The organism is Psychrobacillus sp. NPDC093200, from assembly GCF_050280345.1.
Lineage (GTDB): Bacteria > Bacillota > Bacilli > Bacillales_A > Planococcaceae > Psychrobacillus > Psychrobacillus faecigallinarum.
In genome coordinates, this window is the sequence record NZ_JBNNVC010000003.1 from 70,383 (window position 1) to 83,346 (window position 12,964).

The 12,964-nt window shown below is 34.2% G+C and carries 11 protein-coding genes; 3 read left to right on the forward strand and 8 right to left on the reverse strand.

Going from position 1 to position 12,964, the window contains the following annotated elements; genetic code table 11:
- The first annotated feature begins 512 nt into the window (after window positions 1-512).
- Complete coding sequence (locus ACQKNZ_RS13895) at window positions 513-989, forward strand: STAS domain-containing protein (RefSeq protein ID WP_260866628.1); 477 nt, start codon at window positions 513-515, stop codon at window positions 987-989.
- Window positions 990-1,028: 39 nt separating this feature from the next.
- On the opposite strand, the gene ACQKNZ_RS13900 is transcribed toward ACQKNZ_RS13895, so the two are convergent.
- Complete coding sequence (locus ACQKNZ_RS13900) at window positions 1,029-2,285, reverse strand: GNAT family N-acetyltransferase (RefSeq protein WP_427660222.1); 1,257 nt, start codon at window positions 2,283-2,285, stop codon at window positions 1,029-1,031.
- Window positions 2,286-2,506: 221 nt separating this feature from the next.
- On the opposite strand from ACQKNZ_RS13900, the gene ACQKNZ_RS13905 reads away from it, so the two are divergent.
- A complete protein-coding gene (locus ACQKNZ_RS13905; protein ID WP_427660224.1) occupies window positions 2,507-3,025 on the forward strand; it encodes a C39 family peptidase in 519 nt (172 codons plus the stop codon).
- On the opposite strand, the gene ACQKNZ_RS13910 is transcribed toward ACQKNZ_RS13905, so the two are convergent.
- Window positions 3,018-3,899 (reverse strand): 5'-3' exonuclease, encoded by an 882-nt coding sequence (locus ACQKNZ_RS13910; protein WP_151113284.1) that lies wholly within the window; start codon window positions 3,897-3,899, stop codon window positions 3,018-3,020. The genes ACQKNZ_RS13905 and ACQKNZ_RS13910 overlap by 8 nt on opposite strands.
- A gap of 99 nt (window positions 3,900-3,998) precedes the next feature.
- Here ACQKNZ_RS13910 and ACQKNZ_RS13915 point away from each other — a divergent pair, with 99 nt between their 5' ends.
- Window positions 3,999-5,213: an NAD(P)/FAD-dependent oxidoreductase gene (locus ACQKNZ_RS13915; RefSeq protein WP_427660226.1), complete on the forward strand. Its 1,215-nt coding sequence runs from the start codon at window positions 3,999-4,001 to the stop codon at window positions 5,211-5,213.
- Window positions 5,214-5,312: 99 nt separating this feature from the next.
- Here the strand turns inward: ACQKNZ_RS13915 and ACQKNZ_RS13920 are convergent, their stop codons facing one another.
- From ACQKNZ_RS13920 to murJ, 6 genes are all read right to left on the reverse strand, one after another.
- Window positions 5,313-6,269 carry a polysaccharide deacetylase family protein gene (locus ACQKNZ_RS13920; RefSeq protein ID WP_427660228.1) on the reverse strand — a complete coding sequence of 319 codons (957 nt, stop codon included), beginning with the start codon at window positions 6,267-6,269 and terminating at the stop codon, window positions 5,313-5,315.
- A gap of 34 nt (window positions 6,270-6,303) precedes the next feature.
- Window positions 6,304-7,038, reverse strand: a complete 735-nt coding sequence (locus ACQKNZ_RS13925; protein ID WP_427660230.1) for a hypothetical protein — start codon at window positions 7,036-7,038, stop codon at window positions 6,304-6,306.
- A gap of 24 nt (window positions 7,039-7,062) precedes the next feature.
- The gene (locus tag ACQKNZ_RS13930) at window positions 7,063-8,475 is read right to left on the reverse strand and encodes a hypothetical protein (protein WP_427660232.1); all 1,413 of its coding nucleotides are present in this window, start codon (window positions 8,473-8,475) and stop codon (window positions 7,063-7,065) included.
- A gap of 144 nt (window positions 8,476-8,619) precedes the next feature.
- Window positions 8,620-9,717, reverse strand: a complete 1,098-nt coding sequence (locus ACQKNZ_RS13935; RefSeq protein ID WP_427660234.1) for a glycosyltransferase family 4 protein — start codon at window positions 9,715-9,717, stop codon at window positions 8,620-8,622.
- 27 nt (window positions 9,718-9,744) lie between these two features.
- Window positions 9,745-11,454 carry a GNAT family N-acetyltransferase gene (locus ACQKNZ_RS13940; RefSeq protein WP_427660236.1) on the reverse strand — a complete coding sequence of 570 codons (1,710 nt, stop codon included), beginning with the start codon at window positions 11,452-11,454 and terminating at the stop codon, window positions 9,745-9,747.
- A complete protein-coding gene (gene murJ / locus ACQKNZ_RS13945) occupies window positions 11,442-12,950 on the reverse strand; it encodes a murein biosynthesis integral membrane protein MurJ (protein ID WP_144539160.1) in 1,509 nt (502 codons plus the stop codon). The genes ACQKNZ_RS13940 and murJ overlap by 13 nt, the downstream gene beginning before the upstream one ends.
- Between the last annotated feature and the right edge of the window lie 14 nt (window positions 12,951-12,964).

Genomic DNA, 12,964 nt, shown 5'->3' on the forward strand with positions numbered 1-12,964 from the left:
ATTAGAAGTTATCTACAAGTCAAAGCATCTACCTTTCATACTGCGACGAGCAGCGAAGCGCGCAGGAGCAAGTAACTGAATTTTTAGATGCACAAAATTAATTAGAAGTTATCTACAAGTCAAAGCATCTACCTTTCATACTGCGACGAGCAGCGAAGCGCGCAGGAGCAAGTAACTGAATTTTTAGATGCACAAAGCAAATAATAAAGTATCTACAACTCAAAGCATCTACTTTTCATACTGCGACGAGCAGCAAGGCGCGCAGGAGCAGGTAACTGAATTTTTTGATGCACAAAATTAATTAGAAGCTGTCTACTATTCAGAGTATTTATCTTTCATACTGCGACGAGCAGTACTATGAAGTACATCATAAAAGATGCACGATTAGAATAAATAGTTTATTCTTTCTATAGAAGATATTTTTCGCATTATAAATTATTTACCGTTAAAAGGGGCTGCTCTAATAGAGGGTCCCTATTTTTTTCTAAGGCTACAGAATAAAAAAGTCAGAGGTGTTTTATTTGTCGCAAGAAAATGAGATTCTTGAATTAAAAGAGAAAATTGCTCACTATGAGCGCATTATTAAAACTATGTCTACTCCGATTATTCCATCCATTGTCCCAAAAACAATTTTAATGCCAATTGCTGGATACATGTACAAGGAACGCTTTGAAAATATTGAGACACAAACATTGCAATATATTGGAGAGCATAAAGAAGTTGAGCATGCCATTTTCGACTTTACTGGTGTTAGCGTTGAACATATAGAGGAGTTTGACTACAATGATTTGGCTGTATCCATTTCACAGTTGAACAGTTCTTTACGTTTAATGGGAATTCGACCTATTTACGTAGGCTTCAATCCTAAATTTATCCGAGAAATTGTTCATGCGGATTTACATGTGAATATTGAAACCTATAAAAATTTCCGTGAAGCTCTGAATCATCTCTTAGCAGAAGCAAACAAAACGATTACTTCTAAATACTAAAAAGAAAGGCTTCGGAAATTTGAAGCCTTTCTTTTTTTCTTAAAAATTCGTCATACAAATAGGGCCTTTTCTTGGCATAAACCAATCATCTAAATCGTCGGCAACAATATTGTGAAGCTCTACTTCCCCGTAGTTATTTAATTCCTTAATTGTGACACACCCCATCCACCAGGCACTCAGGTCCTGAATAGTGATTTGGATATTTGGTTGTTCCATTTCTGATTCAAGCTTTCTTGCCAGCCATTTCTCATTTGAAAAGGCAAGCTCGAAGAGGCCATTTTGTTCCGAAATAAAACTATCCTCAATCTTTACTACTATTTTAGTATTTTGTATAGGTTTACGAAGAGCTTGATCATTCATATTTTCTATAAACTGAAAAATTTCTGTAATACGGTACATTAGACCAGAACCAGTCCTCGCAACCTCGTGGTAGACACTAGGTATTAGATGATTGGAATCATTCGGTGGATTGTTTAGGCTATAAATAAAAGCGGGATTGTTAGTACTATAAATAACACGATCCACTTGATCTTGCTGTGAATGAACCCACGCCGCTAGCTGTTTATACGCCTTCTGACTTAACCAAACCCATTCATGAATTACTAGGTTTTGGTGTAAAAAATTGCTATCCTTCACTGGATCTAAGGTAAACGCTAATGCACCAATGAGTTGACCTTCTTCTCTTACACCTACATAGCGGGTCTTTGCATTTTTTATGTGCTGTCTCTCATTCCATGTTCGTTTCATCATTCCATGATGCTTTTCTGCAAACTTATTGTATGCAGCTACAATCTCTTCTTCGTCCGCAGGAGATAGCAATTGAACATGATCCTTCTTACCATTGCTGTTAAAAGAGCCTGGTTTTATTTTAAATTCATACTTTATTGGACCATAGCCATATCCCATTTTTCGATAAAAGCTTGAGCTAAATGGATAAAGAGCTACAAGTGTAACCTTTTCCTTCCGGGCCTCCTCATGAAAATGAGAAAGCAATTGGAAAGCCACCTTTTCTTTTTTATGTAAAATATGTACAGCTACCATTCCAATGCCGAAAATTCTTTGAAACTGTCCATTTATATTGCATTCGAAATCGCTTCTTCTGTATATACCTACTAATTGGTCCGCTTCATTAAAACAGCCATAATATTGGATGCCATTATGTTCCTTCTGTTCTCTTATGAATCGTTCTACAAGTTCCTGTTTTTTCTCCGATGACTGAATTCCCATCCCCGGGTAAGCCATTGAAACTAAATCTGCTGTAGCTGCATAATCCTTTTCCTCTAGAACTCTAATCAATCCATCCATCCCCTTCCATCACGTCAAAACAATTTTTGCTTTTACTCACAACTTTTTGGGTAATATAAATGTATTATAAATTATTTTCTTGAATTAGATATAGCTAATTCCAGAAGCTTCAACCTATTCATATAACAAGTCATAAATATTCAGTTTCAGCTAATAAAGTACTATTATGAAATAAACGCATTAGAAACGTAAAATATGCAGGAGGTTATTTTATGAAAATCCAATTGCCTGTTAAAGGTTTTTCTCAATACGATGCAGCAGTGGATGCTAAATTCCAGGCCTCCGCCTGCGGGCCTGTTACCGTTTATGTGCTCTTAAATTATCTAAAACCAGATAAACATGCTTATATGCCTAACGAATTATATAAAAATCTGAAGGGTACTCGAATTGGCCTGTTTACCTATCGCTTTATAAAATATTTGAGAAAGATGCTTGGCTCTAGTTGGACAATAGACAAATGCTCCGTTGACGAAGCTATAGAGGAACTACGTCAGGGGCGTCCGGTCGCATTGAAATTTGATAAGTATTTCACCTTTCAGTGGAGAAAAAAATTTTCTTTTTCCTATCACTGGGTTCCTCTGATCGGCTTTGAGCAGACTAGCAGTGGCCTTTTTTTAATCGTTCATGATAACGGAGGAAGAAATCGAGCGAGCACCATTCGAAAAATAAAGTATGAGGTAAATGCTCCTATACTCACCTTCGTAAAAATGGTTCCTCCACAGATTACTTAGTAGACTGCAGCTGTCTTGCCAAAATGGTATATCCTTGATCATATAAGAAATCGTATTTATCAGACCCAATATTTTGAAGCTGAAGATGATCAAGCTCAGCATCAATTGGCACATCTCTTCTAATAGTAGCAAGTTGCTTTGAAAGATGAAGCATATCTAAATCCGTTTCTATTTTTGTTCGTTGGCCTGTTTTTAGCAGGTGGAGAGATTCTACTACATTTTCAACAGATCCATAAGTTTGAATAAGCTGCAATGCTGTCTTTGGTCCAATTCCCTTTACCCCTGCATAACCATCACTCGAATCCCCCATAAATGCCTTAACATCAGGGAAAAGTAACGGGGAAATTCCATACTCCTGCTGAAATCTGTCCTCGGTATACATATCGTATATTGTGAAGCCTTTTTTAGTAAAGGCAATTTCTGTAGAGGAATGTAATAATTGAAGTAAATCCTTGTCCCCACTCACAATCGTAAAGCGTGCGTCATCCTGCCATTTATGCGTAATGGATGCAATTGTATCGTCTGCTTCCATCCCTACTAACCCAAAGTTTTTCCACCCTAAATGCTCGGAAAGCTCCTGGGCCATATCAAATTGTGGAACAAGTTCAACAGCAGGTTTAGGTCGATTCGCCTTATATCCGTCAAAAAGCTCATTGCGAAATGTATTCATCCCTTTATCCCAGCAAATAGCCATATGAGTCGGTTGCATAATATTTTGTGCCGCTAGTACATGTCTTGCAAAGCCCTGTACCGCATTAGTTGGAATACCTTTGTCATTTTTAAAATAATTGCCTGACATTGCTGTTGCAAAAAAAGAACGGAACAGAAGTGCCATGCCATCTATAACTAATACATGTGGTTTATCTTGGTTCATATATAACATCCTTCTTAATTTTATTAGCTTATAGTATACCATGGATTGAACTCCAAAATTTTGGGTATATAATCTATAAAAATAATCGGAGGATAATATATGAATATTCATAACGGGTCTCTTTATTGGCCAACTACTACAAAAGCATTTGAACCTAAAATAGCGGTAAATCCATTAGAAATATATGATGTTGTGATCGTTGGTGCAGGAATGTCAGGCTCTTTGACTGCCTTGGCTCTCGCGGAAGCAGGCTTACAGGTAGCTCTATTAGATAAACGAGTAATGGGCTCAGGCAGTACAAGTGCAAACACTGGCCTGCTACAATATTCAAATGACATTATGTTACATGAGCTAATCGACCAAATTGGAGAAAAAGATGCAGTTCGTTTCTATCAGCTTTGCTACGAGGCAATGGACCATTTAGAGCTTGTCGCTAAAAGTTTAGATGAAGATCCTGACTTTATTAGAAGACCGAGCCTATGCTTTGCAAGTGAGGAAAATGACGTAGAAAAACTGAAAGCGGAGTACATAACTCTACAAAAGTATAACTTTCCATGTGATTATCTAGGAAGAAATGAGATAGCGAGCAAATTCTCCTTTGAGAAGGATGGTGCCCTACTGACGCTGGGAGATGCAGAGGTGAACCCTTTGAAATTTGTTCAAGGAGTTCTAAGAAAAGCTGAAAATCTAGGTGTTCACTTGTTCCCTTATACGGAAGTGATAGATGTATTAGATGTAAGTGACCATTTAGACATTCGCACTTCTGGTCAAAACTTCTTTGCTAAGAACATTGTCTACACAACCGGTTATGAAACAACGCCGGTAGGAAAACGTGTTGGTGCAGACATTAATCGTTCCTATGTAATGGTGAGTAATGTAGTGAAAGATTTATCCGATTGGCATGAGCAGGCTTTAATATGGGAGACACAGCGTCCCTATTTGTATGCTCGGACGTGTAAGGAAGGACGTATAATCGTCGGTGGATTAGACGAGGACAAACCAGAGGCACCTCAATCAGATGAGCTAATCATGAAAAGAGCTGAAAATCTCTTAAAACAAATAAAAGAGTTATTTCCTCAATACGATTTAAGTATCGATTATGCCTATGCGGCTAGTTTCGGAGAATCAATTGATAACCTCCCATTCATCGGTCAGCACCCAACGAAGGAAAAACACTATTATTTACTAGGGTACGGTGGAAACGGAACTGTTTACAGTATGCTAGGCTCTCATATATTAAGAGATTTATTGACTGGTCAAAAGAATGATGATGCTGAGATTGTTCAATTGGAGAAGAAATACGGGGTTCGATAATTTTAAAATAATGAGGCAAGTGCTGTCTTATTTATGGAAAGCAAGAATGTTGTAACACATTCTTGCTTTTTAGTTACTTTAAACCTTTGGGTTGGAGTACTAGGTGATACTATCCACTTCTCTTTGTTCAGCCAAGAATTTATCGGCTACCTCTTTCATATTTAGGGATTCAAAACTATATTTATCCCTCAAAATTTCTACATGCTTTAAGATTTCCTCTAAAAAGCGTAGGTTTTCTTCTATATTTACCCCGAAATTATGTGGGTGCCACCAGAGATGAAACACCTTATCTTCCCTTGCTGCTTCCGTTAATCCTTTTTTTATTCTTTCTAGTCTTAGCCCTTCTAATACACGAAGTTTTTTGTTATATGGACGCAGAAATCTACTAGATTTTATATTTAAAACGGAAGTTGCCTTTATACTATTTATACTGTAAGTATGGTGACCAGTCACCATAATATAGGCGTCTAGCAGACGCATTGCTCTCTTAATCGGCAAATTAGTTTTGCTTGTATATGGCCTATAGATCCAGCTATCTTCATTTCCTCTATAGGCACTTATACCGTACATTTTACAAACTTTCAAATACTCTTCATTTGTTTGGTTTCTTGGAAATACTAAAGAAGTAACACCCTCCTGTAGTTCTGCCACGTTCTCTAAATCCTTTTCAAAGTTTTTAATACTTTGTCCAGATTCTAAACAGTAATAATGAGAAAATGTATGTGTCGCGATTTCTTGATTTGGAGCTGTCTTAATAATTTCAATCAATGAACCTGCGTAATGATAAGGGTCTACACTCTCCTCCTCTCCAACATAGGATAATATGTGTTTAGGAGAAAATTCCTCTTGTTCGTATGGAAGATCTAAATTATCCAGTCTTTGTAACAGCTCTTTTTTATTTTTACAATATAGCATCCCAACGATCGCCCACGTAGCGTGGATCTCATAATCATTAAACAACTGCAGCATTCTAGGAATGGCAATCCGAGACCCTAATAAATTTCCCTTATACTTTTCCAATGAAAGAACGTCATGTACTCCCCAATTCATCTCCATGTCTAAAGAAATTACAAGAACACCCAGTTTCTCTTCACCTCCTCATATATAAATTTCTTCCCCACAAAACTATCTTACCAACAGAGGATTTTGCCTTATAACCTGAATATACTTCTACGATATCCCCCCCAAATTCTAGCTTAAAGTTTCGTATATTTTCATTGTCCGTAAGCCCACCCATGTCATAACGTTTATGATTAGTCCTTTTAAAGTAAAGGATATTATGCCACAGCAAATATCTACTTGCTTCACTTAACATTCTTTTTTCTATTGCGCTTTTAAATTCCTTATAATAAGAAGCAGAGTATAGCGACAGCACGTTTTCACCATCAGAAATATATACTCGATAACATAGAGTTTCATTATCGCTATTTAATATTTTTGTAATAACTAAAGCATTCTGATCTCTAAGTCTTTTCATTGTATTTATATGAAAAGCATTACAAGAATAGGTATCCTTTGTTTTAGCAAATGAATTATAAAACCTCTGGAAATCATATATGTCTCTAATTGTAGGATTATCTAATTCTTCTATTATAAATTCCCTATTCATTGCTCTTCTAATTTGTTTTCTATTGCTAGATCTTAAATCAAAGAATAATAATTCTTCCTCTCTTGTTAAATCAATACAGCTTGTTTCCACCTTTGAAAGTCCCGTTGAAAAGGTGGAATGAGAAAACCCTTCTATATCTTTGCTTGATTGCAACTCTTGGTTTTTTTCAGAAAAATAGTAGCTGTGCATTTTAAAAAACAAAAATTTTCTTTCCAAAACAATTATAAAGGCACCTTCTCTTTATTTTACTTTTCTTCTCATCTTGTGTGCACTATTAGCCTGGTCCAGCTTTAATCTCTCAATAATTTGAAATCCAAACAATTTTAGTTTTTCTTGACTCACCTTATCTGTAAAATCGACCAATACATAGATATTATTTGGAAGATAGATTTTTTGTATAAAAGAGAGTTGTTTTTCAAGTTCTTGTCTATTCCACGAACTTAAATATACGGACCTTGCTGGTAATTCCTTGAGAAAAACCGTATCTTCATTAAAGATAAAATTTTCATTTACCCAAAATGCCTTAGAAGGATCTATTGAATAATAACCTTTGCTTTTCCTAAAAGCCTTCTCCAGCGATTCCCTTCTATTATTTTCTGAAGTCAGTATGTCTATATTAGTCACACCTTTAAAATCACTTACTGCCTTTACTTGAGTATCAGTAAGCCTAGCTAAAAGGTATTTATATTTTCTTACACTAAGAGATTTACTCTTTTTGAATAAAACCTTTTTTCTTGCTAATTGTTTTTTCTTTAAGAAAAAGATTTTTTTGGTGAACCTTGCCTTTAAAGTTTTAGTCGAAACTACAATACTATTAGCTGAAGATGAATGCATTAAACTATTATTAACGACTTTTATGTGATGGCTTAGTACCTTTTCAAGTTCGTAAATTGTAAAGTCTGGGTGAAATCCATATGCGTATTCTTCATATGTCCCTCTACATTTCAATACAAAGGAAAAAGCGACAATTTCCTTCTCAATTGCTACAGTAATCACTTTCAATTCCAGTGCTGCTATTTTGAGCTCCTGTGATAAATTTTCTAAAAAAGTAAGATCGTAAGAAGAAGAAAAGCAGAAAGGCTCTCTAGATTTACAAATGAATTCCTTATATTGAGAATAGGAAATTTCATGAATAGCCACATTACCTAGTTCTTGTAATCTTTCTATTCTTAATATATTATTTCCCTCATCTATGATGGGGGCATTCAAGCTTACAGTTACTTTACTTAGTAAATTTCGAGCTTTTAAATAGGCAGAGAGCTTTAAGAAAAGAATTTCACTCATTTCTGTAAAATGAAACACAGCATGTTTATGATTTTCTATTAATTTATCCATCAAAAACATAAGCACTCTATCTAGATTAGAATGCTGTACTATAAAATCTAATTTACATATTCCAGGAAGAGATAACATTTGATAAATAGGTATATTATATTTTATTGATATATTAAAAGGAAAAAAAGCTATTACTTTTAAATTTTCCTTAATCCCAAATACTGTTACATTATGGTTAGAAGCTTTGTTCTTCCACCAATTTATAAAAAATTCATATTCAAAAAAATGGTTAGTATTGTGGTTTAATTCTAGAATGGAGGACCATTCCTTCTTATACATCTGCAATTGCATTGGACTTTTTATAACGAAAAGTTCCAAATAAAACTCCTTTCTTTTTTTATTTAAACCAAATCGTCAGTAAAAAAACTATATGATTATGCTTTTGTCATAGAAAACTTCTCCAGTAAGAGCAATAAGCGTTTGTACTGTGACGGAGTCGTTTTTCATATACAGCCTCCTACGTTATAGTAGTTCTTTTTTATTAATCACTTTATGATAAACTGAACACGTTTTTTCATACATAATTGAAAACGTAAAAGATTCTAAGTAAATATTTCTGCTCTTTTTCCCCATTCTTAATCGAAGTTCCTCATCTTCGATCAATCTTTTTAAAAGGTCCGAGAGATTGTCCTTAATAAGAAATCCATTTTTGTTATTAGAAACCGCCTCTCTTACACCCCCTACGTCTGAAGAAATCACAGGAAGACTGTGCATCATAGCTTCTAATATACTTAATGGTAATCCCTCCCATGAAGAAGTGAGCACAAACAGGTCAGAGTTTTTCAATACAGAAGAGACATCAGAGCAATTACCTAAAAATAAGACTCTATTATCTAGCTCATTTTCTACAGCTGCTAACATTACTTCTTGCTTTAATGATCCATCCCCTACAAAAATCATTTTCCATTGCAGGTCTTTTATTTGAGCTAAAGCTTTTATTACATCTAGATGTTTTTTGGGGGCTTCAAAACGTGCAACCATTACTATTACTACTTCATCCTTTATGGTCCTATTACTTAAAATGCTGTTATCATGCACTCCGTTTGTAATTGTTACTAGTTTTTCCGAAGGAAGTACTCGATTATTTATGGCTAACAGCCGATCTTGTTCACACACAGTTATAACAGTTCGTGATAATTTTCCAATTTGTTTTTCAACCAATCTATAAAACATTTTTTTTCTTGTTTCAACCCCTTCAGCAAATGCCCAGCCGTGTGCTGTAAAAACAAATGGAAGCCGCAGAGACCAACAAGCAATTCTTCCTAATATACCAGCTTTAGACGAATGGATAGCGACGATATCTGGACTCAGTTCCTTTAGCTTTTTCCTAATCTCCAAGATAGCCTGAGCATCTTTCCATAGGTTAATATTTCTTTTTAAAAACTTTGTTCGAACATATGCAATACCATCTACAACTAAATCCGAATCGGTAGTTTCTTCACCACCCGACATTATAGTAACCTCATGACCATCAGTTAAAAGCTGTCTAGATAAATCCCGTACGTGGACTTGGGCTCCTCCAAGCTCATTCATATGGGTTATCAATTGAACAATGCGCATTTATCTCCCTCTTCTACATAGGGTAATTTAAGTAATCATCATCTTAGTAACACCGAAAACAGTTCTTTTAACAATCTTCTCTTTTAATATGAAACCCTGTTTTTCTAACTCTGCTATTTTCTTTTTTTCCCGTCGTTTAACAAAAACGAATAGCTTATTCACATTACTTTTCTTTTTTATATAGGAACAAATCTCCGCTATATTTTCTATTCTCCAATTTTCTATTGAAATAGAGCTTTTTCTAAAGTCCTTCAAATAGGATATCTCATCTATACGAAATACCTTTTCGTTTAACCAAATAACATTCTCGTATTTAACCTCTTCACTATCATAAAACCCTTTACTTCCTCCATAAATTTTTGTACAAATATCTCTCATAAATGGCTGAAATATAGAGTACTTAGAAGTTGAATCCTTTATAGTAAGTTCCGTATATGACTTAATTCCATCTCTTGCTTTTACATCTTTTCTTGGTATTTCATATATATAGTAACTTTTCATATGGAATATTTTTCTAAATTGCATTGCAAGAAATTCTAATATTATTTTCCTAGCTTCTTTTGCTTCACCTTTACGGAAAATATTTTTTATGATGTATACAGCTTTACCTAGCTTGTTTCTTTTAAATAACACTATCTTTTGGTTTAATTTTACTCTTGAGATTAAACCTTCTTTACCCGATAAGATTCTCCTGTACATTCGACTTAAAGGTGTACTAGATGAAAAAATCATTTTAGTCGTATGATCCACATCTGTATTCCACTCAAATTTATACGTTTCATATCCAATACTTAAATCGAAAACTGTTATGTCCCGTTCACTACATTGAAGGATTTTTTCTTTTTCTAGAATTCTACCTGGACTAAATACATCGTAATCATCATCAAATCCTAGTACATAGCTGATATATCTTCCTCTGCATCGGTATCCATAGTTAAAGGCAATCATTTTACCATCCAAGTAAAGGCCATCTATCTCAGTTTGACAATCTCCAGTAGTTCGAGTGGCTAAACTCTTATAAAACTCTCTTTCTTGTTTATAAGTAAAACGACTCGTATCATGTTTCTTTTTCCATCTCTTATGATGAATATCAAATATTTCTTCCATTTTATCTGGCCCTGTTACTAATACATCAACATTCCCATTTTCCCTTATACGTTTTTCTCTTCTATCTAATCGGTGTATTTTTTTCCGCTTTTTCATATATTCTTCAAGTTCAATTTTCTTTAAATTAATGTATGGAGTAATTACACGATGTTTAGTATGAGGATAATTATTTTTTTGCAGAAATTTATTTAACGCACGAAAGGTGTCACTGCTTTCAAGTATGCCATGCAATTTAAAAACTACATGCTTTTTCTTTTCTATAATTGAGTCAATTACAAATCTAATAAGGGCTTCTAGTTTTCTATTAAAAGCGATAATTTCCATATAATTTGCTTGACCTAGACCTAAAAAGGAGTATTCATATAAAGCACCTTTTTTTGTATATAGGAAAGGAAATATAGCTACTATCTTTCCATTTTCTTTTACAACGGAAATTTCAATATTTTTACTTCCCCCCAGATGCTTCCACCATTCATATATCCACATAAATTCTATAAACGGATTTGTGTTTTGCTTAGTATCTAGTATCTTTGTCCATTCCTTTTCAACAAGTGCCAAATCCTCAAAACAGACAATTGTATGCAGCTCCAAGTTTTTCAGTAGCTCAATCCTTTCTTCTAATTGATCCATTTCTCTTTTATATAATTTATAATTGTTTTTGTTTCAGATACTTTAAATAAAGTGATCAGTAATATATATATAACTATTCCTACTAATACAACAATTGATAGTTTTAATAATTCACCCATAACTAAAGATTGATTTAAGAAATAGACAACCCCTCCCATACCTCCCGCTGCAATAGATACTTTTACAAAAGTGATGAGGCATTCCTTTAAACCAAAAGGTCCTATTTTTTTTCTCAGATGAATAACTAAAAGAAAAGAGCAAAATAATGCTGAAATACTCGTAGCTAGCGCTAAACCACTTATGCCTAAAAATCTGGAAAGGATTAAATTAAGAACTATATTTAATCCAACTGCAATAGCAGCATTATACATAGGCGTTTTAGAATCCTGTAATGAATAAAATGTTCTATTGAGAATTTCTCTAATTGCATAACCAATCATTCCAATGCAATAAAAAAATAATGCATGAGAAGTCATTTCCACTGCTTGACCATCAAAATGTCCATGACCAAATAATATTTTGATTATTGGATTAACAAGTATCATTATTCCAACACTAGCTGGAACCACAATAATTATTACACTGGATATTACCTCACTAATAGACTTTTTAAAGTCCTTTTGATTGTCTTGTGCCGCCATCTTTGAGATGAGAGGGAACATAACTGTAACAAAGGAGAGTACAAAAATCCCTTGAACAAAATCATTTAAACGACTTGCATATGTTAACGCCGATATTCCGCCTTCTACCAACATGGATGCAATTGTTTTATCAACCATTAAGTTTATTTGATCAATGGATATTCCAATCATTACTGGAAAAACAATAGTAGCCATTTTTTTTATATTTTTATCTGAGATACTTACAATACGCTCATATTTATAATTAGTTTTCTTGAGTGCAGGAAATAGAAACAGCATTTGAAAAAAGGCAGCTAAAACACTTCCTATAGCTAAAACAACTATATTCGAATGTACGCTAAAATATATGGACAAAATGATGATGAAATTGAATGGTAAACCTACCATTGCTGAGGCAGTAAACTTTTCGTTTATTTGCAGATATCCTATAAACAATTGAGTTAGACTAGTAAAATATATCCCTATCAAGCCTATGCGAGTGAACATCACTGCTATTTTCAATGTCTCCCCATCGAAGCCTAAGGCAAACACTTTTACAAGTAGGTTAGAAGATAGCAAACCTATCACTATTATTCCTGTAGTAATGATAAGAACTATGTTTATCAAATTATTAGTAAAACCCAATGCCGATCTCTTTCCGTCCTCATGTTCAATTTGTTTATACATAGGTATATATGCAGTCGAAATACCCGCAATAATAAGACTGAACAAAACGGAGGTAATAGTGATGGAAATGATATACGCATCACTAATAGCAGTTGCTCCATAAAAATAAGATAAAGTTATATCGCGTAGAAAGCCTGTGACCTTTGATAAAACTGCTATAATCATTAAAAATACTGCTGTCTTTTTCATCTTATCAATAGAAT